Source organism: Bacillus sp. ISO11 (assembly GCF_003458115.1).
Taxonomy (GTDB): domain Bacteria; phylum Bacillota; class Bacilli; order Bacillales; family Bacillaceae_G; genus Bacillus_A; species Bacillus_A cereus.
The window spans coordinates 223,166-249,214 of record NZ_QXCO01000002.1 but is presented as its reverse complement, the minus strand read 5'-3'; the positions used below and the strand labels follow the sequence as shown (position 1 = coordinate 249,214).

Genomic DNA, 26,049 nt, shown 5'->3' with positions numbered 1-26,049 from the left:
TCACTTGGAACTCAAGGGTACTAAAATCATGAATGTACTTTTAACTTTTTAAACTCTTCTGTTAAAAGAGGTACAACTTCGAATAAGTCACCGACAATACCGTAGTCAGCTACTTTAAAGATACTTGCTTCTGGATCTTTATTAATCGCAACGATTATTTTTGAGTTAGACATACCTGCTAAATGCTGAATCGCACCAGAAATACCACATGCAATGTATAAGTCTGGGGTAACAACTTTACCAGTTTGACCAATTTGTAATGAGTAATCACAGTATTCAGCGTCACAAGCACCACGAGATGCCCCAACAGCGCCGCCTAGTACGTCAGCTAACTCTTTTAATGGTTTAAAGCCTTCTTCACTCTTCACACCGCGTCCACCAGCGATAATAACTTTCGCTTCAGAAAGATCCACACCTTCTGCCGTTTTACGGACAACATCTTGAATGATTGTACGTAAATCTTTCACATCAACTGTAATAGAAGATACGTCACCGCTGCGAGACTCATCTTTTTCCAGAGTTGCAATGTTATTTGGACGCACTGTCGCAAATAACATGCCGTCTGTTACAATCTTCTTCTCGAATGCTTTACCAGAGTAAATTGGACGAGTGAAGATAACATTTCCACCTTCAACCTCTAAAGCAGTTACGTCAGAAATTAAACCAGCTTCAAGCTTCGCTGCTAATTTTGGTGATAAATCTTTGCCAAGTGCTGTATGTCCAAAGACAATACCTTCTGGATTTTCTTCAGCATGTACAGCTAAAAACGCTTGTGCATAACCATCAGATGTATATGATTTTAATTTATCATTTTCAACTGTCACAACGCGATCTGCACCGTAATGAATCAATTCATTTGCAAAAGAGGCAACGCTGTCTCCAATTAGAAGACCTACTACTTCACCGCCTTCTGCAATTGTTTTTGCTGCTGCTACCGCTTCAAAAGAAACGTTACGTAGCGATCCATCACGAACTTCACCCATTACTAATACTTTACGAGCCATAGATTTTCCCTCCTGCATATATAATTTCGTATTTTATTAGATTACTTTCGCTTCTGTATGGAGCAACGATACAAGTTCTTTTACTTGATCTTGCAGCTCGCCTTGTAACACTTTTCCTGCATCTTTCTTAGGAGGCAAATAGATTTCAATTGTTTTTGTCTTTGCTTCCACATCATCTTCTTCTAAATCTAAATCGTCTAATTCTAATTCTTCTAGCGGCTTTTTCTTCGCTTTCATAATACCTGGAAGCGATGGGTAACGCGGTTCATTTAAACCTTGCTGTGCTGTTACTAAAACTGGTAATGAAGTTGCAATCACTTCTGTATCACCTTCAACATCACGCTCAATCTTCACATTTGTACCGTCAATTTCAAGTTTTGTAATTGTCGTTACATACGGAATATTTAACGCTTCAGCTACGCGTGGTCCTACTTGTCCAGATGCACCATCAATTGCAACGTTTCCGCCTAAAATTAAATCTGCATCTTTATCTTTTAAATATTCAGCAAGCACTTTTGCTGTCGTGAACTGGTCACCATTTTCTACGTCATCTTCAATATTAATTAATACAGCTTTATCACAGCCCATTGCTAATGCAGTACGAAGTTCTTTCTCACTATCTTCGCCACCGACTGTTACAACTGTAACTTCTCCACCTTGTGCGTCTCTTACTTGAATTGCTTCTTCAATTGCATATTCATCGTAAGGGTTGATGATGAATTCCGCTTCGCCATCGTAAATTGCACCGTTTTTAATTACGATTTTTTCTTCTGTATCAAATGTTCGTTTCATGAGTACGTAGATGTTCATTCCATTTACCCCCTTGTTTTTCAGAAAGATTCTATCAATTTTAATTTTCTGTTAATTTATATTAAAAAAATAATTGAACTACCTGCCACTAAATGAAGGTTTACGCTTTTCTAAAAATGCAGCTACACCTTCTCTTCCATCTTCACTCGTAAATACTTCACCAAAAATCTGTGATTCACGTTGTACACCTTCATAGTAATGAGACGATTTTGTCGTTTGCAATAACTCTAGTACAGCACGAGTTGTTGCTGGACTTTTTCCAGCAATTTGTTTTGCAACTTTAAGCGTATCATCTAAAAGAGATTCTTCAGAGAACAATCCGTTAACAAGTCCCCACTTTAATGCTTCTGCACCAGTAATTGGTGTGCTTGTTAACATCATTTCACAAGCTTTCGCTTTCCCAACATAACGTGGTAAGCGCTGTGTACCTGCAAAGCCAGGAATTAATCCAAGTGTTAATTCAGGTAAACCAAGTTTTGCACTTTCAGTTGCAAAGCGCATGTGGCAAGACATAGCAAACTCAAGGCCGCCGCCCAGTGCCGCTCCATGAATTGCCGCAATAACTGGTTTTGAACATTTTTCAACACGCTCAAACGTAACTTGTCCAAGCTGTGCTAATTCTGTTGCTTGCTTCGCTTCAGTAACAGATGTAAATTCTTTAATATCTGCTCCCGCTGAGAAGAAACGTCCTTCACCATGAATAACAACAACACGAATGTTATCATCCTTTTCCACTTGATCAATTAATTCAGTAACGTCATGCATAACTTGTGAAGACATCGCATTCGCTGGTGCGTGATTTAACGTCGCCACCGCGATATGATCTTCAACTCTTACAGATAGGAATTTCAACATGATCCCTCCCATTATTGACGATAACCACAAGCTGCAATAAGTAGCCCGTGTACCGTTTTTGAAAGTGCGACCAGATCATACTTATGATCGCTCATTACCCAATTGGTCACAACTTCATCCACTGTTCCAAAGATCATTTGTCTTGCCACGCGAACATTTAAATCTGCTTGAAATTCACCTTGTTTTATACCAGTCTCTAAAATCTCATCCATAACTTGTAAGTAGCCTTTTAATACTTCATTTATTTTAAGGCGCAAGTCTTGATTGGACTGCCTCAGCTCTAATTGCGTAACGATAGCAAGAGGATCATTTTGCGACAACAGCAAGAAGTGCGTTTCTACCAACATGAATAACTTCGATACAGCGCTTTCAATTCCTGCTGTTTTTTGACGAATTGTTTCGACAAATTCTCCCATCTTCTCTTGGAATAAGGATATTAATATATCTTCTTTATTTTTAAAATATAAATAAATCGTGCCATCAGCTACCCCAGCTTGCTTTGCGATTTTAGAAACTTGCGCTTGGTGGTACCCATTCTCCGCAATCACAATGACTGCCGCATCAATAATTTGATTGTATTTCGGTCTATTTTTCTTCACTTTACTGTCCCCTTCAAGAAGATGACTGAATGAATAGTCATTCATATTCTTATAATACTGACTATTTAGAAAAGTGTCAATCCTATTTTTTCAAAAAGAAAGGGCCTTAGCCCGTTTGCTCATCCTCATTCTTTCTCTTCTCTTCATCTATTAGAACACGGCGCAAAATTTTCCCTACTGTCGTTTTCGGCAATTCATCTCTAAACTCATATACTTTCGGCACTTTATAAGCCGCTAAATATTTACGTGCAAACTGATTTAATTCTTCCTCAGAGCACTCCGTACCTTCTTTTAACACAACAAATGCTTTAACTGTCTCTCCTCGGTACGGATCTGGAACTCCAATTGTCACTACTTCTTGCACTTTTTCATGCTCATATAATACTTCTTCAACTTCACGAGGATACACATTAAATCCACTCGCGACAATCATATCTTTCTTGCGATCTTTTACATAGAAAAATCCATCTTCATCCATGTAGCCAACATCACCTGTATGGAGCCAGCCATCTTGCAATACAGCCGCTGTTTCCTCTGGCTTATTCCAGTATCCTTTCATAATTTGAGGACCTTTCACTACAATTTCCCCTATTTCTCCTGGCGGTAATGCCTCACCAGTCTCAAGTGACATAATGATTGCTTCTGTATCTGGCCACGGAACTCCAATGCTACCTGGCACTCGCTTTTCCCATAAAAAATTACTATGTGTAACTGGAGAGGATTCTGTTAAACCATATCCCTCTACTAGTTTACCACCTGTAACTGTTTCGAACTTTTCCTGTACTTCTACTGGCAGTGGTGCTGATCCACTAATACAAGCACGAATAGAAGAAATATCGTATTCTTTTAAAAGTGGGCTATTTAAAAGAGCGATATAAATAGTTGGTGCCCCTGGAAATAGTGTCACTTTATGCTTCTTAATCGCTTCAAAAACCATTTTCATATCAAACTTTGGAATAAGGACCATTTTGTATCCTTGCATAACACTCAAATTCATAACAGCCGTCATGCCGTACACGTGGAAAAATGGAAGAACCCCAAGAACGACTTCTTCTCCTTCTTTGCAATTATATAACCATTGAACTCCCATTAACGTGTTAGAGACGAGGTTTTTATGCGTTAACATAACGCCTTTCGGAAATCCGGTTGTTCCTCCTGTGTACTGTAAAAGAGCTAGATCATTTTCAGGATCACAAGGCTCCTCAACATCCGTATTCACTTCTTTTTCTACTGAATTCCAAAGATGAATCGTTTCACTCTCTGATACTTTCACAACTAAATTTGACTGTTTTTTCTGCACAAATGGATACAATAGATTTTTAGGGAATGGTAAAAAGTCCGCAATACGAGTTACGATAATATGCTCAATTTTTGTAGCAGATTGAACATTCGTTACTCTTGGAAACACTAAATCGAGACAAAGAATTACTTTTGCTCCCGAGTCATGAAGCTGATATTCTAATTCTCTCTCTGTATACAGTGGATTTGTTTGTACTACGATACCTCCCGCAAGTAATGTGCCGTAATAACCAATTACAGCTTGCGGACAATTCGGCAACATAATAGCAACTCGATCACCCTTTTCCACACCGAGCTTTTGAAGATAATTTGCAAACCTCTTCACCTTATCATGGAAGTCCGAAAACGTAATATCCTTCCCTAAAAAGTGAAGCGCTTTCTTTTCTGGGTAGCGAGAAGCCATCTGTTCTACATATCTATGAAGCGGCTGAATATCATAAGAAATCGTACTCGGAATTTCCTCTGGATAACTTTTCAACCATGGTTTTTCCACCTTCATTCCCCCTTCAAATACATAAAAATAAATGAATGTTCATTCATGATGGTTATTTTCATTATATTATAGTCACCATAGCGTTACAATCATAATATTCTGACTTTTGTATAACTATGCTTTACTTCATTAACTTCTTATTATATGTAGAAACTCTCTTAATCTTAAAAGAGTAAGAGAGTTATAGTTTAACTTAATCTTATTATCGTTAACACTGCTCCTGGAGTAGTTGTTGATAATGTTGCGACAGCTAACAAACCAAATAATTGCAAGCTAATAGCATCTCCTGCTGCGAGAGTTGTAATGATTGTTGCACTAAATGATGTGGTTGCTACCGCAGGAGCATTAATCGTCCCAGCAAGTGCCCCTCCATTAATTGTAATCCGTGAACTGACTAATAATGAAGCCGTTATATTAATTGTATATGAAATATAATAATTACCAGCATTTGCAACCGTAAATACTGTGTTTCCACCAGAAACAGTAATTCCTGGACCGATGTTTTGATTATTTGGAAGCGGGACATTCGTTCCACCAAGAACTACAGATATCGCTGTTCCCGACGTATTATTTGCAAATGCATATGTCGCCGTGATACTTGTACCTGTTGGACCTGTTGAACCGGTTGAACCTGTCGCTCCCGTCGGACCGGTTGAACCTGTTGCTCCTGTTGAACCTGTCGCTCCTGTTGGACCTGTTGAACCGGTTGAACCCGTCGGACCGGTTGAACCCGTTGGACCTGTTGCTCCTGTTGCTCCTGTTGCTCCCGTCGGACCGGTTGAACCCGTCGGACCGGTTGCTCCCGTTGCTCCGGTTGGACCTGTTGCTCCTGTTGCTCCCGTCGGACCTGTTGCTCCTGTTGAACCCGTTGATCCTGTTGCTCCCGTTGCTCCCGTCGGACCTGTTGAACCTGTCGCTCCGGTTGGACCTGTTGAACCCGTTGATCCTGTTGAACCGGTTGCTCCCGTTGGACCTGTTGAACCCGTTGGACCTGTTGGACCTGTTGCTCCTGTTGCTCCCGTTGCTCCGGTTGGACCTGTTGCTCCTGTTGCTCCCGTCGGACCTGTTGAACCCGTCGGACCTGTTGCTCCTGTTGAACCCGTTGAACCCGTTGATCCCGTTGGACCTGTTGCTCCCGTCGGACCTGTTGAACCTGTCGCTCCGGTTGGACCTGTTGAACCCGTTGATCCTGTTGAACCGGTTGCTCCCGTTGGACCTGTTGAACCCATTGGACCTGTTGGACCTGTTGGACCAAGCTTAGGGACTGTCCCATCACAACTAAAACAACACGAATCAACATGTACACCATTTTGATTATTACAACTACAATATCCATTTGTATTATTGAGCCATGAAGACATGTTGATTCCTTCCTTCAAATTCAATCTTATAAGTACAAGTAAGAAATTAAAAAACATTTATCAAATCAGACCGAAAGCTTTATTCAGTGGAGATAAATATAGATTTATCCCGTACATTCTAATAATTATTACATGCGATACTATCTCCTTTTGCTTGTACTTTCGCCTCTCTAGTTAAATGAAATTCCTTTTCTAAATTCTTCATACACATATGGATTTTAATCTTACATAACGATATTCGTATAATTCGTTATTTTTCAGCAAAATTTTAAAAATATAATTACGAATAAAAAACTTATTTTGGGAAAGAAGATGAAGAAAATTCTTAGTATTTTCATGGTTGTTCTTCTATTCGCTGTTGAATGCGGACAGCAAAAAAGAGGAGAAAAAGGTAACAACGATAGAAGATAAAAAGCAAACTATAACAATTAAACATACTGAAGGGGAAACAAAATTAGATAAACCGGCGAAAAAAGTTGCTATACTTGGAACACCTTATTTCTTATGGTTGATGAGGAAAAGTGGGAAGAAAGTTAATTAAAAGACGACTTCATATATGTGAAGCCGTCTTTTCCTATTATGGCAGAAAATTAATATAGGCTTTGTACATAATATATATAACAAGTGAATACATGATTATATTGAATACACTTCGTTTTAAAGTTAACTTTCTCTTTAATTTCTTATCTTGTAATCTCAATTCTATTCCATTTGCTATTTTCAACCTACCTACTATTTGAAATAACTCTCTGTAATCATCAGCATTTCCCAATAATACGTATTCCTTATCATTTTTATACTTTATATGCAGAAACTCGCTTCCACCTTTACGGTCTAATATTGTTTTCATATAAGCTACTTCATTCAATACACATACCTTTAAATCAACTTCATTATAATAACGATCCATAAAAAACACATACAACCGTTTATTTGTAACGATTAACACATTATTAATACCGAAGTTCATTGCAAGAACGCCTACCCCTAATGTCATGGCTGTGCCTGTCTGCCAATTTTTCACATGATGATTTTCGGCAAGCATACTATATAAAATCTCTTCGCTTCCCTGTAACTCTTCTTGTACAACCTCATAACAACGTTTCATTAAAATTGTTTTGGTTACAGTTTCTTTTGTACGATCTATTTTCGTTTTATCTATTTTCTCATCATTTCTATAATCATCTACAAAATTATCGCTATACTGTAAGTTATTTAATTCCTGAAGTAACTTTTCTTTATTCATTCCTTTTCCCCCCCAACAGCTTCTTCAATTTCTTTCTCCCTCTTGACAGCCTGCTATATACCGTATCTCGTGTCATACCGAATTCAAGCGCTATTTCTTGTACGCTATATTCATCTAAATACCTTTTTATAAAAATTTTCTTATCTTCTTCATTCAATTCTTTAATTAAAACGTAAAAATTATAATCTCTCTCTTCTTTTGTTAAATTGACATTTTTTCTATCTTCATATCTTTCTTGCTGAAACTCTTGTAATTGATAAGCCTTATTACTTTTTCGTTTATAATCAATGGCTTTAAACTTAGCGACAGATATAAGCCAGTTTCTAAACTTCCCACGATTTTCATCATAACTACTAATGTTGTACCAAACGATTAATAAAATATCGTCAACACATTCATCCACTAACACCTTACTATGTGCCGTATCTAAAATACTATGAACTACCTTATAAATTAAATCTCCATATCGATCAATCGCTGTATGTAATGCTAACATATCTTGTTTTCGAAGACCTTCTACTATTTCTATATCCTTCACCCTTATCACCACTCTTTATCCCATTCTTTATTCATTATATATACGAATGAGCACATTCGTTTCCTGACACTTTTACAAATATTTTCTAATTGTTTTCATATTGTAGCAATGCTTAATTAATTATTTCTTGTGGAACAGGGATTATATTATCTCTCACGAATTTAATCTATGAACAAAAATAGGAGGGATAACTATGTACCAAACAATTGAAGGCTTTTTACAATCATGGACATACGAGGCTGAGTCTACTCAGAAAATGCTTGATTCATTAACCGATGCATCTTTATCACAGGAAATTGCACCTGGGCACTGGACGTTAGGAAGAATTGCTTGGCACATCGTGACGGCAGTTCCTGTGATACTATCTGGCACAGGGCTAAAGTTTGAAGGAGAAACGAAAGATTATCCTGTTCCAACTTCTGCAAAAACAATTGCAGATGAATACCGTAAAGTAAACGCGGCTTTTGTTGAAACACTTCAAAGTAAATGGACTGATAAAGACTTAGCTACTATTAATGACTTCTTTGGTCGCCCTATGCCGAATTCTATATTTTTAATGACACTCATTAATCATCAAAATCACCACCGCGGACAAATGACGGTTTTAATGCGACAAGCTGGCTTAACAGTTCCTGGCGTATATGGCCCCGCAAAAGAAGAATGGGCTGCGGCTGGAATGGAAGCTCCTAAAATGTAACGACAAAAAAGACAAGATGTTTACATATCTTGTCTTTTTCTGTAACTTGTTTCATGTGAAACTATTTTTTCTTAATAGTTGTTTTATGGAAAAGATAGGTTAAAATGAATACATACTATGAAGAGGAGTAACCAAATTGAATACAAAGAATAAAAAAATAGCTATGGGCACTATTTTATTAACTTCTATTATTGGAGTTATTAGTGTATCTCTTTATTTCACCTATTATGGTACCCCTTGGGGAAAACAAGCAGCAATTACGGAATCAAAAGAATATATTACAAAATATTTTAATCTAGATGCAGAAGTCAAAAACACTTCTTACGATGCTAAAATGAATAGCTATGCAATCGCCTTTGAAACAAGTGGAGACGGAGAGTTTACTATCGAATATAAAAGTCCTAATAACTTTAACATTTCTCCAGGAGTGCAAAAGTATTTAAGCACACACTCTAAATTTACAGAGTAGTACCGAAACATACATATACAAAAAAGAGTTGGTGTAACGCCAACTCTTTTTCTTATTCTTTTCATACAGTTATATCTTCCTTCTCTATATTTTTAATGCCGTAATATGCAATCACAACTCCAATTGCCGCCAATGCTAGTTGAAGGGGAAGTAAAGTTGCTGTAGGAAACTCTGGGTTGGTATTCATTGCAATTGAGACAACGATAAGAGATGAAACAATTGTAGTTGGCACTGAACGTTTACGCATTCCGAAATATAATGGGATTAAACTCATCCCCGCAGTTGCAATGGCTAAAGGAACTAGTTTTATTCCTTCTTGCACCAATTGATCTACTGTGAATGAATGAGGAATAATTGAAAAACAACTATCTATCCCAAAGAAAATTCCTACTACTAAAATGTTAGATACAATAACTGTTATAAATGTTACTATCGCTGTAATAGCCAACTTACTAGCCATCATTTTCTTTCGATTAATGGGATAAGAAAACATGAGTAGTATTGTTTTATTTTTATATTCGTCAATTATTAACCTTGCTATTAATACACTACCAAAAATAATAAATGTTGCTCTTACTACTGTACTAGCCATTAACAAAATCATCTGCGGATCTCTTATTTCTGGATCTCCTTCTATTTGTGCAATGAAACTAACAAAGATTAATAATGCCAGTATAATAATATTTGCAATAACTGCTCCCCTCACATACCATCCAAACTTAAACTTCTTCAATTCTAACTTCATAAGACGTAGCATGATATTCCTCCTTCCTCCTTGGACTTAATCAATATAAATGACTCCTGTTTCACTTAAAATCTTCGCTTCATTTTTTGCATCACCAATCGTTCCTACTTTTATTTTGTCTGTATTTTTATCTTTCTTAAGTCCTTTTAAATCCACTATTACGTCAGCCGAATTACTTTTAGCCATAAGCTTCAATGATGCAGGGACACCTTTATACCGTACGCCAATATCACCTGATTTTGTTTCTATAAATAATGATTTTCCTTCTGTCATATCTTTCAGTAATACTTCCCCAGATGTTGATGTGATGTTCATATTTGAGTTACTTACATTTGTTATATAGTTATCACCAGTCGTAGACTTTATATTTAATTCTTGTACTGAACTACCTTTTAAAACTAACTCTCCACTTTGCGATATAAATTCACCTTTCTCGGCTGATAGTCCTGTAATCATTTCATCTCCAGACTTGCCTTTTGTCATGATATTTTTTACTACTATATCTCTTATTTTCACATCACCCGATTTATTATTTACTACAATTTTATCTATTTCTTTCTTCGGAATAGCTATAGATATACTATTTTTCTTCCTAAACGTGAAACCATTAAAAAATCTGTTCATCTTTTGTTTTTGCTTAATCACAATTTTATTTTCATCATTTTCTATTTTGACGGGATCTATCTCTTTATCTGCTTGTTCACCTTGAGCGGAAATTACTATTTTATTAGCGTCTGTATTTTTAAATTCAAGATTCCAGTTTTCATTGTCTACTTCTATTTCTTTTATATTATTTATCTCAAAAGACTTTTCTTTCTTAAAATCTTTCCCCTGAAATACCTTAATACCAAAAACTACACTAGCAATTGTAATGAATAATATTGCAATTACTATCATTTTTTTCACTATTCATACCCCAGTTCGTTTTTGTTTTAAGCTTGCTTCACGCCACATCGATTTTGTCGATTTTACGATATGAAAGATAACTGATGAAAATTCCTAATAAACAGAGCACTATTGGGATAGCTATAAAATTAAACAGACTTACTTGACCGTTTCCAGGACCAAAGTTACTACTAATTAGCATTCCGATTATTACTGCAGAAGTAATTGTTGTGGGTGTCGATTTCTTTCTCATCCCAAAAAATAAAGGAATTAAACTTATACCAGATATCATAAATGCACTTATAAAAGTAGTTGGAACGATAGATATTATTTCACCTATCGTAGCTGGTGTTTCAATCAGTCCCATCATTGGACTCACAAAATATACAAGCAAACTGATACTGAAAGTAGCGATAATCGTGCTCACAAAACAAAAACAAAAAACAATTGTTAATTTCGCTCTCATTAGCATTTTTCGTTGCAATGGGTACATAAATAGTAGTTGCATTGTTTTGTTCTTATACTCATCAATTACTAAACGTGATAAAATGACCGAACTAAAAATAATGAATGTTATCCTAATAAAAGTGTTTATTAAAACCATTTGTTGCGTGAAGTCAAAGAAGAGCACGTCTCCCTCGGCTTTCATTCCCAACGCCATAAGGCTTACTGCAGCGAAAATTGCTATAATACAAATTGCTACCCCTTTAAAGTAACTAGATAATTTATGTTTCTTCCATTCGAGCTTCATTAATCTAAGCATACAAACCACTCCTCCATTCTTTATATAACTGTCTTTATGCTGCTAACATTCTAATTCCAGCAGTAACGAAGCTTAACATTCCTATTACTATTAGAATTAACAACCATTTCCGCTCAGGTTTTCTATAATATAAAATCCCACTTATGAACATTACGATCAATCCACTTAGTAGATTCACTAACAATCCATTAAGCATGAATGCCCTCTCCATCCATTACATTTAAGAAATATTCTTCTAAGGAACTATGTTTCTTATTAATACTTTCAATTTCCACATCGTTCATAATAAGTGCTTTTGAAATGGCCTGCTGAGACGCTAACGTATCATACACACGAATCATGGTTCCACTCATTATTTTGTAGTTTTTTATACCAAGTTTATCTTCTAAAATATAAGCTGCACGTTTCACATCAGGAACAGTGATTTCAATGTACTCTGTTTGTTTTCCGTTAATACTCTTCATTGAAACTTCTTTTATTAGTTTTCCATTTTGAATCACACCAATTGTATCGGCCATTAGTTCCATTTCACCTAAAATATGACTAGAAACTAATAATGTAATGCCATATTCTTTGCAGAGCATTTTAAATAAGTCTCGTAACTCTTTAATACCAATTGGATCTAAACCGTTAATTGGTTCATCTAAAATGAGCAATTCTGGCTTTGTCACGATTGCTCTTGCAATACCGAGTCGTTGTTTCATTCCTAATGAAAAATCTTTTACTTTTTTATTATCTACCCCTTGTAGTTTCACTAAATGTAAAGCATGGTCAATTGCATTTTTATCGTAGTAGCCCATGTATTCACAATGTAGGTCTAAGTTTTCTTTCGCCGTTAATTTATCATAAAAGATTGGGTATTCAATAATTGTCCCCATTCTTTTTAATACTTCATAAGATGTATCTGTTAATTTCTCACCGAAGATTTCAATATCACCACTCGTCGGTTTTATTAAATTTGTAATCATTTTCATAATCGTTGTTTTACCAGCACCGTTTGGTCCTAAAAAACCGTAAATTTCTCCTTTTTTCACATGCATGTTAACACCGGAAATAACTTCTTTCCCTTTAAACACTTTCGTTAACTGGTTTATTTTTAATATATATGTCATGTTACTTTCCCCTTTCGCAATACTCTATATTTCTATAATAGACAACGGAAATCTCTTTTTTCTTACCCGTTTCTTACAAATTCCTTACGCTGAAAAAAAGCTTGTAGAATCTACTGCTCTACAAGCTAAAACTGTATCTTTGTTAATGCAATTGTAAAAATTGTTTTTTCATACGGTTTACTAGAAAGATGAATTTTTCCGTCCATCGCTTCCACAAGCCGTTTCGTAATCGTTAATCCTAGACCGCTTCCTTGGTACAATCTATTTCTTGAATCTTCAAGTGTGTACATACGCTCAAACACTTTATCAATATGAGATTCATCAATCCCTTTTCCTTTATCCCATACATCTATATACACGCCCGTGTCATCATCTCTTAACGTCATACCGAGTGCCTTTCCATCGTCTCCATATGTAATTGCATTTGATATTAAATTATTCAATACCCTACCTAATACTTCTACATTTCCAAGTGCATATATATTTCTTTCTGGTATATCAATATGAACTTGAAAACCTTTCGACGTCACTAAATCATAAAATGATAAAATCTTCTCGCGGCAAACTTCATTCATATTTATTTTTGTCATTTCAATTGCTTTGTCACCAGATTCTAATTTCGCTAAATCAAAAAACTTATGAATTAATTCCATCACTTCTAGTGTTTTCGTATGCACTTTCTCAAGTAATATTTGTTGTTCTTCTTTATTTATCGTTTTATCCTTATTTAACATTTCTGTATATCCAAGAATAACTGTTAGTGGTGTTTTCAAGTCATGCGAAATATTTGAAAGCATTTTTCTCATCGAAATTTCTACTTTTGCATGATCTGCATTCGTTTTCTGTTTTGCATCTAATAATTGATTAATCGCCACTAATAATTTTTGCAATTCTAGATCATCTGTCATAACGAGTAACGTCTCACCTGTTTTTTCATTTACAATACTTTCTAACTTTTCATATGTGTATCGTAAATTTTTACTACTATTTTTTCTCATTTTATATTGCATATAAATAACACATAACAATATAAAAATAATACCTATTAACAAATTGATCATATTACATCACTTCCAGCTTATAGCCGATGCCCCATAGCGTTTTAATATATTCTGGATTAGATGGATCACTTTCGATTTTCTCACGCAATCTTCTCATATGAACATTAATAACGTTATCGTCACCGTAATACTCTTCATTCCAAACTAACGTATATATTTGCGCTTTCGTAAATACACGATTTTGGTTCTTTACGAATAGCTTTAAAATCTCAAATTCTTTTAAAGTAAGTTTGAGAGGCTTCCCGTTTTTTTCTACAGTAAAATTAATTGGATCAATTGTTAAATCACCAATTTGAATCATTTTTTCTATTGTTTCTGTAGCCGAGTATTTCGTAGACCTCCGAATACCTGCTTTTACACGTGCAGCCAATTCAATCATAGAAAACGGCTTACAAATGTAATCATCTGCTCCAAGTCCTAATCCAACAGCTTTATCAACATCTGTATCTTTTGCCGACATCATTAAAATCGGAACTGCACTTTTTTCTCGAATGATTCGTACAACCTCTAAGCCATCTAGCTTTGGCATCATAATGTCAAGGATAATCAAATCAAATGAACCTTTTAAATATGTGTTCACGCCTTCTTCTCCATCAGACGCAATCGTAACTTGAAAGCCTTCCTTTATTAAATACTTTTCCACCATCTCTTGAATTGAGATATCATCTTCAACTAATAAAATATGATGTGACATATGTCTATCCCCTTTTTACAAACGTTAACAATCCAATTGTATCGTAACTACTACAGACTGGAAACAATTATATGAATTTTCAAACCAACTTCCCTTCCTTCCTTAACAATGATATGATGAAATTCACTACGATTGTTCATAATTAACTTTATATAAAGGAGACTTATCATGTCAGAAAACAAAAAAGTAAGCTTAGCTGATTTAATGCGTGAACAACTTGCTAAGAAAAAGCAAGGAAATGGAAATGGTCAAAATGCAAAAAATCAAAGCCAAGAAACAAAAAAATTACAAAACCAACAAACAAAGAAAACAAACAACCAACGTAGACGTACAGGTGTATAAATGAACGGACAAAAACGTTCTAATATCGCCCCCGGTCTTGAAGTTGATATTGTATTAAAACAAGATCAACGAACAGGCAAATTAACACGTGGAATTGTAAAAGATATTTTAACAAACTCCCCTTCCCATCCGCATGGCATTAAAGTACGATTGCAGGACGGGCAAGTCGGTAGAGTACAAAATATCGTTCAATAAGAAAAGGAGCTCAAGTAAACTCGAGCTCCTTTTCTTTATTAACCTTTAATTTTCTCGATGAAAACTACTTTTAAGTAGTCTCCTTCTTTAAATTGATCAATGGTACGGAAATCTTCTGGTAAAGAATGTTCTTCTAATATTTTATATTTGCCATTCATTTCTTTAAAGGCTGTATCGATAAAGCCTTTAAACTTTTTCATATCGAATGCGCTACAGTTTGTAGAAGCAACGATAATACCGTTATTTTCTGTAATAGCAATTGTTTCTTTTAATAAATTTTTATAATCTTTTGCTGCACTAAATGTATATTTTTTTGAGCGTGCAAAGCTTGGAGGATCAAGTACGACCATATCAAATTTCATTTTTTTCTTCGCTGCATATTTGAAGTAAAGAAATACATCTTCTACAATAATATCTTGCGCTTCATAATCAACTTCATTTACACTAAACTGCTCAATCGTTTTACTTAAACTACGATTTGCAAGGTCAACACTCGTCGTTTTACTCGCTCCGCCAAGAGCTGCAAATACAGAGAAAGCACCTGTATAAGAGAACATATTTAACACTGTTCTTCCTTTTGCATATTTATCACGAATTTGTTTTCGAACGTTACGTTGATCTAAAAATACCCCAACCATTGCCCCATCATTTAAATAAACCGCAAAGTTTACACCGTTCTCTTTTACGATAAGTGGGAACTCGCCGCGCTCTCCTGCTACGAAATCATCCCCCTCAATATATTTCCCTTTCGTATCAAAACGCTTTTTCTCATAAATACCTTTAAAGTTTGCTACTTTTTGAAGAGCGGCTATAATCTCATCTCTGAAAGTATAAATCCCTTCACTATACCAACTTACTACATAATAGCCATCATAATAATCGATAATTAGTCCTCCAAGACCATCACCTTCACCATTCACCACACGGAATGCTGTCGTATCACTTGATTTGTAAAATTGCTTTCGTTTATGTAAGGCAGATTTGATTTTACTTTCAAAGAAAGATTGATTAATTTGTTCACTCTCTTTTCTCGTTAAAATCCAGCCGTACCCTTTATTTTGTTTTCCATAATAGCCTTTTCCGATAAATTGGTTCTTCTCATCTACTACTTTAATGATTGTTCCTTCTTCACGAACATCATTTAAATTTTGAATCGCATCTTTTAAAATAAGCGGATATCCACTTTTAATTTCTTTTATAAATTTCGGTTTTATTTTTACAGTTACTTCTGATCGCATATAATAACTTCCTTTCCATTTGCATGCTTTCTCTACAGGAAGCATTTAAAAAACGAGACTGAAAAAACAGCCTCGTTTCACTATACCATATTATTGCTTTGCTAGTACAACTCGCTCATTCTCTCGCTTAACTGCCACATATTTACTACATTTTGAACTGGAAATCTTACTGTCCAATATAATATAAAAAACTTTTATATTTCACATTTAGCATTGACAATGATAATGATTTTCATTATCATTTAATGTATATGAGTTCTCGAAAATAAAGGCTATATTTATAGGAGGAATAAACATGATTATCGTTACAAATACAGCTAAAATTACAAAGGGAAATGGACATACATTAATTGAGCGTTTTAATAAAGTAGGTAAAGTTGAAACGATGCCAGGCTTTTTAGGTCTAGAAGTTCTTTTAACGCAAAATACAGTTGATTATGATGAAGTAACAATTAGCACTCGCTGGAATGCAAAAGAAGATTTCCAAGGTTGGACAAAGAGCGCTGCATTTAAAGATGCTCACTCACATCAAGGCGGAATGCCAGAATATATTCTTGATAATAAAATTGCTTACTATGATGTAAAAGTTGTACGTATGCCAATGGCTGCAGCACAGTAAAAACAGTCCTTTTTTAAAGTATAGAATATGAGAAGCGTTATCTATCACTTCTCATATTCTATACTTTTTTCTTTAATTTCTTTTTATTAATTTTGCGTGTACAACTAGCCTTCCAGCCTCTGGATCAAGCGCATAGTCACAAGTAGAAAGTGTTACGATTTCATCATTAGCCGTCAATTCCGTATCCGTTTTGTACAGTGATTTTTCTTGAATTTCCTTTAAGAACGATGTATATGCTGCATCATTTTCAAAATCCGTTTCAATGTAATAAAAGTCCGTTGTTGTCGTGTATACTGAAAAAACTTCCACGTCGTATCCTTCAAATAATGTATCGTAATATAATTTACGATGAGACATAAAAAAGTCTTCATCCAACATCTTTTTTAAACTACCAAACATAGAACCGTCTTTCATACGATGGCCATATAAAATCGTATTTCGATTTTGAGATTTCACATCATTACGATGGTCCATAAAAATGCTTCCCGCTCTCATATCTTCACCTTTATAATTACGAAATAAATAGTAATCATTATCTTTTGCTTGAACGATTGGATAATTAATTTGTGTATCATCCATCGTAATCCATCCGACTATCTCTGGATTAATTTTCTGGAGATCCTGAAACTGTTTACGTACCTCTCCATCTTCTGATTTTTCTTCCATTGGACTTCTTTTATAAATATGTTGTGCCTCAGCCATTACTTTACGATTTTCATAATAATCCATGAAAATCCCGCCCAACTCATACATTGAATAGAAAAAGATTCCTAAAAACACAATTGTAAGTATGCGTTGAAAAAAAGAATTCTTTTTCCGTCCTTTCTTACTATTCAAATTATCACCTCAAAACGGATTATGCTCAGCCTTTAGATTCCCATAGGTACCATGTACAATCCGGTATCTTCATCCTGCTTTACAATGACATCTACACCATATATTGCTTTAATCATTTCTTCTGTTATTACATCATTAGGATTACCTTTCGTAATGATTTCTCCATCTTTCATAACGATAATATGGTCGCTATAACGAATGGCTTGATTAATATCATGTAATACCATTACAATCGTTAGTCCATGCACTTCATTTAACTCTTTCACTAACTCTAATATTTCTAGCTGATAGTAAATATCTAAATATGTGGTCGGCTCATCTAAGAAGAGCATTGGTGTATTTTGAGCTAATGTCATTGCGATCCAAACTCGCTGCCTCTCTCCACCAGATAAAGCATAAATTGGCTTATCACGCTTACTTTGTAAATTCGTACATACTAGCGCACGCTCAATCGCTTCTCTATCTTCATCTGTTTGCGGAGAGAATATATTTTTATATGGCATACGCCCGAAGCTTATTAGCTTTTCCACTGTAATATCTGCTGGAGCCTCATTTTGTTGATGGACAACCGCTAGTTTTCTAGCAAACTCTTTCGGTTTATATTCACTAATCGCTTTCCCATCAAGTATTACTTCTCCACTGCTAGGAGCGTGGTTTCTAGACATGACACTAAGTAATGTTGATTTCCCACATCCATTCGGTCCAATGATTGTTGTAATTTTCCCAATTTCTATTTCACTACTAACAGACTTTAATCGATTTGTTACGTTATCGTATGAAAAGGTTACATTTTTAATTTCCATGAACTTTATCACTCTTTCCAAGCAAGAATATTAAGAATGGACCACCAATAACCGCCATAATTGTTGCTGCTGGAATTTCGTTAGGTGGCACAATTAACCTTCCAATCGTATCTGCCGTCAAAATTAATAACGCCCCTGCAAGAGCAGAAAATGGAATTAATACTTTATGGTCTGAACCGACTAATTGTCTTGAAATATGCGGAACTAGTAATCCTACAAAAGCAATAACACCTACAATCGCTGTTGATACTGCCGCTAAGAGTACTGCAATGGCAGAAATAATAAGACGAACTCTCGTCACGTGCAAGCCTAAGTTTTTCGCAGTCTTATCTTGTAGCGATAATAAGTTACACCAAGCTCCTACGAACAGAGCAAGAATAAGACCAATCGTTCCATAAGTCACCATTATTTCTACATCGCCCCACGTCTTCATTGTTATGTTAGAAGTCGTCGTTTGCTTAATACTCTTAATAAAATATCCACAAATCGTAACGAATGATTCATTTAATCCAGTAAACATTGCATTAATGGCAATACCAATTAAAATAATGCGAAGCGGGCTTAATCCTGATTTCCATGAAAACGAATAAACGAGATAACATGCAAGCGCACCACCTAAAAAGGCGAATACGGGTGTCCAGAAAAAGAATTGCGGGAACAACGTAATAATAACGAGTGTCATAAAACTTGCTCCTGAAGATATACCGATTACCCCAGCATCAGCGAGTGGATTTTTCATAACAGCTTGAAAAAGCACACCTGAAACAGCGAGAGCCGCTCCAGTGAACAACGCAATAATAATACGCGGAAAACGTAAATCTTTAATGACTTCAACATCTTCATTTCCACCTGTAAATATCCCTTGTACAAGTTCAACAATACCTACTTCTAAACTACCTTTCATCGCTGACAATGATGTCATAACAATAAGCAATGCAGTAACAATGAGGAAACTCCAAGTTTTTTTATTCATTCTACTCTTCCTTTATATTAAAATGCATCACGGATACATCATTTTTTTCAATTCATCTAATGCTTCAATTGCTGCTAAATTACCTGTCGTTCCAAATAAACGCTCTTCTAAATCGTAAACACGGTTATTTTTAACCGCAGCAAAGTGTTTCCAAATATCATTTGTTTTAAATTCTTTATCAAACATTTTTACAACTTCATCAGGCATACCATGAGCTGCTCGTAAAATAATATCTGGATCAGCTTTCTTTAAATACTCTGTATTAGAAGCTAAATATTCTACTTGTTCACCTTGCACAATATTTTTACCACCTAGTTGTTTCACTAAATCTCCAATATAAGAATGCTCTGTTGCTACTAAATAACTTCCCGGCACACCTAATAAAATAAGCACTGTCGGTTCTTTCTTTCCTTTTACTTCTTTTTGAATGCTAGCAACCTTTTTATCTAATTTAGTTACTACTGCTTCGGCCTGTTTTTCACGCCCATATTTCTTACCTAAATCGCTAATAGAACTTTGCATATTTTTCAAACTCGTTAAATCTAAAAAGTTTGCTTTCATACCCACACCATCAAAAACTGGCTTTAATTCATATTCAAGTGTTGTCACAGATAACACTTCTGAAGGCTTTAATGACTTTACCTTTTCCATATCTGGACTCATTGGATTCCCAACTTCAGGTAAACCTTTATATCGCTTCGGTAAAGTTTTAGAACTTGTTGGAACGCCGACTAAATCTACTTCTAACGCATCCATAATTTCAGTAACAGCCACTGTTGTTGCAACAACGTGCTCTTTACTTTCACTCTTTACCTGCTTTGCTGATTCTTTTTTTGGTGATGAGCACCCGGCTATACCCATTAACAAAATGATAGCCATTAGTACACTTGCAATTTTCTTCACTCTCAATCACCACTCCTTTCCATACAATATGAAACAAGTCTTGATGCACGCGAACATGCATCAAGACTCCAAAAATTACAATCTACCTGCTCTATATTTACGAACTAGTAAAGCAAGTGAACCTAGCAGTAACACCATGTATAAACCAAGTTGTGCTGTATCTGCAGTTTTTGAGTTTTTCTCTTTTTTTGAATCATTTTTTGTATCTTCTTTTTTCTTCTGACCATCTGCATTTCGGTTAAAATCAGGAGTACCTACTGTTTTTACATTATCTACTTTCGGTGTAGTCACTGGATTTTTCGGTTCATTTTTCGGTTCCTCTTTAATAGTTCCTAACGCGCCGATATTATTTGTATCAAATTGAATTTGTACATCGTAGAAATGATGGTAGTTCATCTCATCGATGTCTACCTTTACTTTTGCGTTTAATTTTTTAAATAGATCTTCTACTTCAAACTGTACTACTCGCGTATTTGCATTTTTATCTTCGCTTACTACTTTCGCATCAGCGAATAGTTCATTGTTTTCCGCTTGGAATTTCGTAATCCACGCACTATTTTTCAGCGTCATCTCAATATATTTTTTACCATCTTTTACGATTAATTTCGCTGGATTTACAACATAGTCATTCATCTTTGAAATCTCATCTGTTTTATCTTTTAATACTTTAAATGTAATATCATATTGGCCATCTACTAAATTTTCCGGATCAACTATTACTCTCGGTTTATTATTTTCATCTTGGTTGTTGTTTCCACCTTGGTTGTCGTTTTCACCTTGGTTGTCGTTTCCGCCTTGGTTGTCGTTTCCGCCTTGGTTGTTGTTTCCGCCTTGGTTGTTGTTTCCGCCTTGGTTGTTGTTTCCGCCTTGGCTATCTAACGGCTTAATGCTACCTTTATCAAATGCAAATTGAATATCGTAAAAATGGTGATAATTCATTGAATCGATATCTACTTTTACTTTTGCATTTAACTTTTTTGATAAATCTGGTACTTCTACTTCCACTACGCGTGTATCAGCTTTTTTATCTTCACTTATTACATGTGCATCAACAAACGAACCATTTTTCTCAAATTCAAATTTTGTAATCCAAGAACTGTTCGTTAACGTAAATGATACATACTTCTTACCATCTTTTACTTTTAGCACACCTGGACTTTTTGTATATGTGTTCATCATTGAAATTTCGTCTGTTTGATCTTTTAATGCTTTGAAATTGATGCTGTATTCACCATCTTTAATTGTTTCAGCATCTGGTTTTTTATTTTCATCTGGTTTTTCTGCTTCCGGTTTTTCTACTTCTGGTTTTTCTACTTCCGGTTTTTCTACTTCCGGTTTTTCTACTTCTGTTTTTTCTGCTTCCGGTTTTTCTGCTTCCGGTTTTTCTACTTCTGGTTGTTTCTCTTCATTTTTAATTTGTTCAAGTTTATCTTGTTCAAATAAAAGTTGTACATCATGCGTTTGCTTATAATTTCTTGATGCCATTTCGATAAATACTTTTGTATTTAGTTTTTTAGATAAATCGTTTACTTCAAACTCTACTACTCTTGTATCTTTTTCCTTATCCTCACTCACTACTTTTGCATCAACAAATGCGCCATCTTTTTCCGTTTGGAAATTTTTAATTAATGAGCTACTTTTTAATGTTACAATTGCTTTTTTCTTACCGTTTTCTACTTTTAATACTCCTGGATTTACCATGTAAGTATTCATCTTAGATTCTTCATCTGTTTGATTTTTTAACACTTTAAATGGAATGCTGTACGCACCATCTGTAATTGTGTTAGAATTTGGTTGTTGATCTGGGTCAGGCTTTTGGTCGGGCTTCTGACTTGGATCCGGTTTTTCATTTGGATCTGGCTTATTAGCTGGGTCCTCTTTTTCATTTGGTTGTTCCACATGAATTGGTGTAATACTATTTTGATCAAATGCAATACGAACGTCGTACTCATGATGATAATTTAAAAAATCAATATCTACTTTTACTTTTGCATTTAATACCTTCTCTACATCTTCTACATCAAATTCTACTACTCTTGTATCTTTTTCTTTATCTTCACTAATTATATTTGTCGCAACTAGCTTACCTGCTTTTTCTGTTTCAAACTTCGTAATCCATGAACTATTCGTTAATGTAAAGGATACTTTCTTTTTCCCATCCTTCACTTTTAAAGTCCCTGGGCTTACTGAATATTGATTCATCATCGATTCTTCATCTGATGTATCTTTTAAAACTTTGAACCCAATTGAATATTCACCGTCAGCCAACTTGGTAGCTGCTTGAACTGCAAGTGGTTGTAATGTTGATACGAATGTAAATATCATTAAAAACATAGCAACAATAATTTTTGTATACCTGTTCAATGGAACGACTCTCCCTTTTGAAAATTATTTAATACTGCTCCCATCAAATACAAAGCGAATATCATATGAAGCATTATAATTAATAATTGGAATATTAATTTTCACCTTTCCATTTAGTTTTTTTGACAAGTCAGCAACTTCAAATTCTACTACTCTAGTATTATCTTTTTTGTTTTCACTTAACACGTTTGTTTCTACAAATTGACCATCTTTTTCTACTTGGAAACTTTTAATAGAAGCACTATCTTTCACTTTAAATGAAACATATTGTTTTCCATTTTTAACTGTTAATGTTGCTGGGCTTTCAAAATAACTATTCATTCTAGACGATTCATCTTTATCGCCTTTCCATACAGTAAAAGCAATATTATATTTTCCATTAGCTAGTTTTGTAGCAGCCTTTGCATCTTGTAAACCTAGTGTTGCGATAAACGTAAATAAAACAGCAAATACAGCAATAATCATTTTAAATTGTTTAAACATATATTCATCACCCTTCAAAAGATTTATTTACTCAACTTCACTTTACGAATTAAGAAAGCACCTGAAATAAGAATTAACGCTACAAACAATCCAATACGTGCTTCATCGCCTGTTTTTGGGTTATCTGTTTTTTCAGCTTTTCCATTTTCATTTTTTGTTTCTTTGTTCACTTCTTTAGCTGTTTCCTTACTCTCTACTTTTGTTTTCTCTTCTTTTACTTGTGTATCTGTTTTCGCTTGATCATTATTTTTTGTTGTAGCAGCTACGCCGTTATCGCCACCTACAGCTTTTACATTTGCATCAAAAGCAAAACGAATTGTGTAGTGGTGGTCATAGTTTGCATTTGGTACAACAACATGAATTTTTACAGCTGCCGGTTTGGATAAATCATCTACTTTAAACTCTACTGTTCTTTTATCTGCCGATTCATCTTTACTAACAGCTTTCGCATCAACAAAATTCCCATTCTCTGGTGCTTTAAATTCTGTAATCCAAGCACTATGATTCATCGGAACTTGTACTCTCATCTCACCGTTTTTCACTATTAATTTTGCCGGCTTTTCAAAATAGTCATTTGCCATTGAAGCTGAATCATTTTCCGCTTTTTGAATTACGTAATTAATATCGTAAGTACCATCAGCTAGTTTTGCTGAAGCATTCCCGTATGGCATTACAAGAAAAGCTAGCATACATACGAACGTTATAATAAAAGCGGGTAATACAGAAACCTTTTTCATTTTTCTTGTTTCCTCCTTGCTTATCTTTCATTTCACTTTTTGAAAATGATAATTATTCTCAATTTATAAGAAAAAAATAATCTCTTCTACCTATTATTTAATTAGCATTCTTTTATGTAACATAAGTATTATTGATTATCATTCTCATTTAATATTAAAAATAATATCTCACCCTATTCCTTATACGAAGGCATAGAAACTGAGAAAAAATGATAAAACGCATTTATTGATTATCATTCTCAATTCAAATCAAAAAAAATAAACTATCTCTTCTCCTCTTCTTTCACCTCTTCCCACAACAACACTATAGTTATAGAAACCCCTTTTCCCTCACTTCCCTTCCAATATTTCCACAACTAAGTCAATCTTAGCCTACTCATAATTTTTTTGTCAACTATATTACGTATAAAATTTTTAATATCTGAATTTCTCTATATGCGGCTTTTTTTACAAAAAAAGAGACTTTCTATAATAGAAAGCCTCTTTTCTCTATTTTTCTACAGCAATTTCCTGCTTTTGAAACTTAGAAACTATATAACCAAATCCTATACCGATTATGCCTGGAACTAACCAACCAATTCCTACACTATATAATGGAATCTTATCTAAAATAGGTGCTAGCGCTGCAATTTGAAGGTTTGCATTGTGTAATCCATCAAAGAAACTTATTGCAAATGCTCCTACAATCCCGCCCACATACATCGCTAATGGAAGACGAACGTAGTTTTCAACAAGTGATAATACGATAAGTACGATTCCAATTGGATAAATTGCGATTAAGATTGGTAATGCTAATGCATTTAACTGAGTTAACCCAAGATTTGCTACCATAAATGCTAATACACAGAAAATGAAAACGACTTTTTGATAAGAAAGCTTTGGTAATAAGGAAGAGAAGTAATCACCACAAGCTGCAACAATACCTACAGAAGTTGTTAAACATGCTGCTGTAATTGCGATCCCTAGTAATAAAGTTCCGTAGCTACCAAATAAATGATTCACGACATTTGTTAAAATAATTCCTCCGTTTGCGCCCATTCCAAGTGACACACTAGAAGCTCCAAGATAAGCAAGTGCTAAATACACAAGTAGTAGACCAAGCGCTGCAATAAATCCTGCAAAGATTGTTACTTTTGCAATACTGTTTTTATTTGTAATTCCTTTTTCTTTTAACGCATGAATTACAACATTTCCGAATACCAGTGCTGCAAGTCCATCTAAAGTTAAATATCCATCAATAAATCCTTTAAAGAGAGGAGCACTATACGCTTCTGTCGGTGCACCAAATTCTCCAATTGGTGTAATAAGTGCTTTACCTACGATAATTGCAATAACAGCTAATAATATTGGAGTTAGCACCTTACCAATACGACCCACTAATTTCGAAGGATTTAAAGCTAAATAGAAAGTGACTGCAAAGAAAATAAGTGTAAAGATAACAAGTGGATATGACTGACCAGCTATCTCACTTGGTAAAAACGGTGCAACACTCATCTCATAAGCTACTGTTCCTGTACGCGGCACACTTACGAATACGCCTAAACATAAATAAATTGCAGTGATAAAAACAAGTGCGAATATAGGATGTACACGTCCTGCTAGCTCATTAATATCTCCCTTTAAAGCTATAACAATTACTCCTAATAAAGGTAGTCCAACGCCTGTTACGATAAAACCAAACAGCGCGATCCATACGTCCGTTCCAGCACCTTGCCCTAACGCTGGTGGAAAAATCATATTACCTGCACCAAAAAACAGTGCAAATAACATTAAACTTATTGCAAACATCTCCGAAAACTTTAAAGATGATTTCATTTCTACTAACCTCCTAAAATAATAAATTAACAAAATATTCTGAATTAAAATCCGTCACATATCCTCTTTCAAGCATACTTCCCCGTAAAAGAACGCAAAAAACACCCGT

Annotated in this window: 29 protein-coding genes and 1 pseudogene; 6 read left to right on the top strand and 24 right to left on the bottom strand. The window is 34.9% G+C overall.

Going from position 1 to position 26,049, the window contains the following annotated elements:
* Nucleotides 1-26 precede the first annotated feature (26 nt).
* The 6 genes from etfA to D1166_RS32265 all read right to left on the bottom strand — a co-directional run bounded on the left by etfA (nucleotide 27) and on the right by D1166_RS32265 (nucleotide 6,421).
* Entirely contained in the window at nucleotides 27-1,004 is a 978-nt protein-coding gene (gene etfA / locus D1166_RS03225; RefSeq protein ID WP_000101944.1) for an electron transfer flavoprotein subunit alpha, read from the bottom strand.
* Between the two features lie 36 nt (nucleotides 1,005-1,040).
* Complete coding sequence (gene etfB, locus D1166_RS03220; protein ID WP_001029028.1) at nucleotides 1,041-1,814, bottom strand: electron transfer flavoprotein subunit beta; 774 nt, start codon at nucleotides 1,812-1,814, stop codon at nucleotides 1,041-1,043.
* Nucleotides 1,815-1,892: 78 nt separating this feature from the next.
* Complete coding sequence (locus tag D1166_RS03215; protein WP_000911292.1) at nucleotides 1,893-2,669, bottom strand: enoyl-CoA hydratase; 777 nt, start codon at nucleotides 2,667-2,669, stop codon at nucleotides 1,893-1,895.
* Nucleotides 2,670-2,680: 11 nt separating this feature from the next.
* A complete protein-coding gene (locus D1166_RS03210; protein ID WP_000742223.1) occupies nucleotides 2,681-3,268 on the bottom strand; it encodes a TetR/AcrR family transcriptional regulator in 588 nt (195 codons plus the stop codon).
* A 106-nt stretch (nucleotides 3,269-3,374) separates the two neighbouring features.
* Entirely contained in the window at nucleotides 3,375-5,060 is a 1,686-nt protein-coding gene (locus D1166_RS03205) for a long-chain-fatty-acid--CoA ligase (RefSeq protein WP_000414742.1), read from the bottom strand.
* 188 nt (nucleotides 5,061-5,248) lie between these two features.
* On the bottom strand, nucleotides 5,249-6,421 hold the full coding sequence (locus D1166_RS32265; protein ID WP_123060122.1) for a BclA C-terminal domain-containing protein: 1,173 nt from the start codon (nucleotides 6,419-6,421) through the stop codon (nucleotides 5,249-5,251).
* A gap of 312 nt (nucleotides 6,422-6,733) precedes the next feature.
* Here D1166_RS32265 and D1166_RS03195 point away from each other — a divergent pair.
* Nucleotides 6,734-6,920, top strand: a pseudogene (locus D1166_RS03195) (ABC transporter substrate-binding protein); the annotation flags it as partial.
* Between the two features lie 78 nt (nucleotides 6,921-6,998).
* Here D1166_RS03195 and D1166_RS03190 read toward each other — a convergent pair.
* Nucleotides 6,999-7,667 (bottom strand): hypothetical protein, encoded by a 669-nt coding sequence (locus tag D1166_RS03190; RefSeq protein ID WP_001031138.1) that lies wholly within the window; start codon nucleotides 7,665-7,667, stop codon nucleotides 6,999-7,001.
* Nucleotides 7,660-8,205 carry a sigma-70 family RNA polymerase sigma factor gene (locus D1166_RS03185; protein WP_000651615.1) on the bottom strand — a complete coding sequence of 182 codons (546 nt, stop codon included), beginning with the start codon at nucleotides 8,203-8,205 and terminating at the stop codon, nucleotides 7,660-7,662. Before D1166_RS03185 ends, D1166_RS03190 begins: the two co-directional genes overlap by 8 nt.
* 193 nt (nucleotides 8,206-8,398) lie before the next feature.
* Between D1166_RS03185 and D1166_RS03180 the strand changes: the two genes are divergently transcribed.
* Nucleotides 8,399-8,902: a DinB family protein gene (locus D1166_RS03180; RefSeq protein WP_000284977.1), complete on the top strand. Its 504-nt coding sequence runs from the start codon at nucleotides 8,399-8,401 to the stop codon at nucleotides 8,900-8,902.
* 136 nt (nucleotides 8,903-9,038) lie between these two features.
* Nucleotides 9,039-9,371, top strand: coding sequence for a YfjL-like protein (locus D1166_RS03175; RefSeq protein ID WP_001093293.1), 333 nt, complete (start codon nucleotides 9,039-9,041; stop codon nucleotides 9,369-9,371).
* Between the two features lie 61 nt (nucleotides 9,372-9,432).
* On the opposite strand, the gene D1166_RS03170 is transcribed toward D1166_RS03175, so the two are convergent.
* The 7 genes from D1166_RS03170 to D1166_RS03145 form a co-directional block, all read right to left on the bottom strand.
* Nucleotides 9,433-10,128: an ABC transporter permease gene (locus tag D1166_RS03170; protein WP_000945178.1), complete on the bottom strand. Its 696-nt coding sequence runs from the start codon at nucleotides 10,126-10,128 to the stop codon at nucleotides 9,433-9,435.
* Nucleotides 10,129-10,152: 24 nt separating this feature from the next.
* Nucleotides 10,153-11,022 carry a DUF4097 family beta strand repeat-containing protein gene (locus D1166_RS03165; protein ID WP_000738286.1) on the bottom strand — a complete coding sequence of 290 codons (870 nt, stop codon included), beginning with the start codon at nucleotides 11,020-11,022 and terminating at the stop codon, nucleotides 10,153-10,155.
* Between the two features lie 37 nt (nucleotides 11,023-11,059).
* Complete coding sequence (locus tag D1166_RS03160) at nucleotides 11,060-11,764, bottom strand: ABC transporter permease (protein WP_000945211.1); 705 nt, start codon at nucleotides 11,762-11,764, stop codon at nucleotides 11,060-11,062.
* 34 nt (nucleotides 11,765-11,798) lie between these two features.
* Complete coding sequence (locus D1166_RS31145) at nucleotides 11,799-11,960, bottom strand: hypothetical protein (RefSeq protein WP_000931763.1); 162 nt, start codon at nucleotides 11,958-11,960, stop codon at nucleotides 11,799-11,801.
* Nucleotides 11,953-12,876: an ABC transporter ATP-binding protein gene (locus D1166_RS03155; protein ID WP_000221057.1), complete on the bottom strand. Its 924-nt coding sequence runs from the start codon at nucleotides 12,874-12,876 to the stop codon at nucleotides 11,953-11,955. Before D1166_RS03155 ends, D1166_RS31145 begins: the two co-directional genes overlap by 8 nt.
* A 125-nt stretch (nucleotides 12,877-13,001) precedes the next feature.
* On the bottom strand, nucleotides 13,002-13,937 hold the full coding sequence (locus D1166_RS03150) for a HAMP domain-containing histidine kinase (protein WP_000609139.1): 936 nt from the start codon (nucleotides 13,935-13,937) through the stop codon (nucleotides 13,002-13,004).
* Between the two features lies 1 nt (nucleotide 13,938).
* A complete protein-coding gene (locus tag D1166_RS03145) occupies nucleotides 13,939-14,631 on the bottom strand; it encodes a response regulator transcription factor (RefSeq protein ID WP_000018029.1) in 693 nt (230 codons plus the stop codon).
* 168 nt (nucleotides 14,632-14,799) lie between these two features.
* Here D1166_RS03145 and D1166_RS31140 point away from each other — a divergent pair, with 168 nt between their 5' ends.
* Together D1166_RS31140 and D1166_RS03140 are read left to right on the top strand one after the other, a co-directional pair.
* Nucleotides 14,800-14,973, top strand: coding sequence for a hypothetical protein (locus D1166_RS31140; RefSeq protein ID WP_001293578.1), 174 nt, complete (start codon nucleotides 14,800-14,802; stop codon nucleotides 14,971-14,973).
* Nucleotides 14,974-15,168 (top strand): YwbE family protein, encoded by a 195-nt coding sequence (locus tag D1166_RS03140; protein ID WP_001014310.1) that lies wholly within the window; start codon nucleotides 14,974-14,976, stop codon nucleotides 15,166-15,168.
* Nucleotides 15,169-15,206: 38 nt separating this feature from the next.
* On the opposite strand, the gene D1166_RS03135 is transcribed toward D1166_RS03140, so the two are convergent.
* Entirely contained in the window at nucleotides 15,207-16,406 is a 1,200-nt protein-coding gene (locus D1166_RS03135; protein ID WP_001255971.1) for a class I SAM-dependent rRNA methyltransferase, read from the bottom strand.
* A 295-nt stretch (nucleotides 16,407-16,701) separates the two neighbouring features.
* Here D1166_RS03135 and isdG point away from each other — a divergent pair, with 295 nt between their 5' ends.
* A complete protein-coding gene (isdG, locus tag D1166_RS03130; RefSeq protein WP_118043242.1) occupies nucleotides 16,702-17,025 on the top strand; it encodes a heme oxygenase in 324 nt (107 codons plus the stop codon).
* Between the two features lie 72 nt (nucleotides 17,026-17,097).
* On the opposite strand, the gene srtB is transcribed toward isdG, so the two are convergent.
* From srtB to brnQ6, 8 genes are all read right to left on the bottom strand, one after another.
* Complete coding sequence (gene srtB, locus D1166_RS03125) at nucleotides 17,098-17,862, bottom strand: class B sortase (protein ID WP_001086121.1); 765 nt, start codon at nucleotides 17,860-17,862, stop codon at nucleotides 17,098-17,100.
* A 32-nt stretch (nucleotides 17,863-17,894) separates the two neighbouring features.
* Nucleotides 17,895-18,665 (bottom strand): ABC transporter ATP-binding protein, encoded by a 771-nt coding sequence (locus D1166_RS03120; RefSeq protein WP_000403760.1) that lies wholly within the window; start codon nucleotides 18,663-18,665, stop codon nucleotides 17,895-17,897.
* Nucleotides 18,655-19,638, bottom strand: coding sequence for a FecCD family ABC transporter permease (locus tag D1166_RS03115; RefSeq protein WP_097796817.1), 984 nt, complete (start codon nucleotides 19,636-19,638; stop codon nucleotides 18,655-18,657). Before D1166_RS03115 ends, D1166_RS03120 begins: the two co-directional genes overlap by 11 nt.
* Nucleotides 19,639-19,665: 27 nt before the next feature.
* Nucleotides 19,666-20,547 carry a heme ABC transporter substrate-binding protein IsdE gene (isdE, locus tag D1166_RS03110; protein WP_002101379.1) on the bottom strand — a complete coding sequence of 294 codons (882 nt, stop codon included), beginning with the start codon at nucleotides 20,545-20,547 and terminating at the stop codon, nucleotides 19,666-19,668.
* Nucleotides 20,548-20,616: 69 nt separating this feature from the next.
* Entirely contained in the window at nucleotides 20,617-22,905 is a 2,289-nt protein-coding gene (locus D1166_RS03105) for an NEAT domain-containing protein (RefSeq protein WP_098220891.1), read from the bottom strand.
* 24 nt (nucleotides 22,906-22,929) lie between these two features.
* Nucleotides 22,930-23,388 (bottom strand): NEAT domain-containing protein, encoded by a 459-nt coding sequence (locus tag D1166_RS03100; RefSeq protein WP_061654516.1) that lies wholly within the window; start codon nucleotides 23,386-23,388, stop codon nucleotides 22,930-22,932.
* Nucleotides 23,389-23,411: 23 nt separating this feature from the next.
* Complete coding sequence (gene isdC / locus D1166_RS03095; RefSeq protein ID WP_000757942.1) at nucleotides 23,412-24,125, bottom strand: heme uptake protein IsdC; 714 nt, start codon at nucleotides 24,123-24,125, stop codon at nucleotides 23,412-23,414.
* A 489-nt stretch (nucleotides 24,126-24,614) separates the two neighbouring features.
* A complete protein-coding gene (brnQ6, locus tag D1166_RS03090; protein WP_000842650.1) occupies nucleotides 24,615-25,940 on the bottom strand; it encodes a branched-chain amino acid transport system II carrier protein BrnQ6 in 1,326 nt (441 codons plus the stop codon).
* Nucleotides 25,941-26,049 lie beyond the last annotated feature (109 nt).

Bases quoted from the DNA above. Each gene is read 5' to 3' on its own strand.
- etfA (WP_000101944.1), bottom strand. From the start codon at position 1,004: ATGGCTCGTAAAGTATTAGTAATGGGTGAAGTTCGTGATGGATCGCTA.
- etfB (WP_001029028.1), bottom strand. From the start codon at position 1,814: ATGAACATCTACGTACTCATGAAACGAACATTTGATACAGAAGAAAAA.
- D1166_RS03215 (WP_000911292.1), bottom strand. From the start codon at position 2,669: ATGTTGAAATTCCTATCTGTAAGAGTTGAAGATCATATCGCGGTGGCG.
- D1166_RS32265 (WP_123060122.1), bottom strand. From the start codon at position 6,421: ATGTCTTCATGGCTCAATAATACAAATGGATATTGTAGTTGTAATAAT.
- D1166_RS03190 (WP_001031138.1), bottom strand. From the start codon at position 7,667: ATGAATAAAGAAAAGTTACTTCAGGAATTAAATAACTTACAGTATAGC.
- D1166_RS03180 (WP_000284977.1), top strand. From the start codon at position 8,399: ATGTACCAAACAATTGAAGGCTTTTTACAATCATGGACATACGAGGCT.
- D1166_RS03170 (WP_000945178.1), bottom strand. From the start codon at position 10,128: ATGCTACGTCTTATGAAGTTAGAATTGAAGAAGTTTAAGTTTGGATGG.
- D1166_RS03160 (WP_000945211.1), bottom strand. From the start codon at position 11,764: ATGCTTAGATTAATGAAGCTCGAATGGAAGAAACATAAATTATCTAGT.
- D1166_RS31145 (WP_000931763.1), bottom strand. From the start codon at position 11,960: ATGCTTAATGGATTGTTAGTGAATCTACTAAGTGGATTGATCGTAATG.
- D1166_RS03155 (WP_000221057.1), bottom strand. From the start codon at position 12,876: ATGACATATATATTAAAAATAAACCAGTTAACGAAAGTGTTTAAAGGG.
- D1166_RS03150 (WP_000609139.1), bottom strand. From the start codon at position 13,937: ATGATCAATTTGTTAATAGGTATTATTTTTATATTGTTATGTGTTATT.
- D1166_RS03145 (WP_000018029.1), bottom strand. From the start codon at position 14,631: ATGTCACATCATATTTTATTAGTTGAAGATGATATCTCAATTCAAGAG.
- D1166_RS31140 (WP_001293578.1), top strand. From the start codon at position 14,800: ATGTCAGAAAACAAAAAAGTAAGCTTAGCTGATTTAATGCGTGAACAA.
- D1166_RS03140 (WP_001014310.1), top strand. From the start codon at position 14,974: ATGAACGGACAAAAACGTTCTAATATCGCCCCCGGTCTTGAAGTTGAT.
- D1166_RS03135 (WP_001255971.1), bottom strand. From the start codon at position 16,406: ATGCGATCAGAAGTAACTGTAAAAATAAAACCGAAATTTATAAAAGAA.
- isdG (WP_118043242.1), top strand. From the start codon at position 16,702: ATGATTATCGTTACAAATACAGCTAAAATTACAAAGGGAAATGGACAT.
- D1166_RS03120 (WP_000403760.1), bottom strand. From the start codon at position 18,665: ATGGAAATTAAAAATGTAACCTTTTCATACGATAACGTAACAAATCGA.
- D1166_RS03115 (WP_097796817.1), bottom strand. From the start codon at position 19,638: ATGAATAAAAAAACTTGGAGTTTCCTCATTGTTACTGCATTGCTTATT.
- D1166_RS03100 (WP_061654516.1), bottom strand. From the start codon at position 23,388: ATGTTTAAACAATTTAAAATGATTATTGCTGTATTTGCTGTTTTATTT.
- isdC (WP_000757942.1), bottom strand. From the start codon at position 24,125: ATGAAAAAGGTTTCTGTATTACCCGCTTTTATTATAACGTTCGTATGT.
- brnQ6 (WP_000842650.1), bottom strand. From the start codon at position 25,940: ATGAAATCATCTTTAAAGTTTTCGGAGATGTTTGCAATAAGTTTAATG.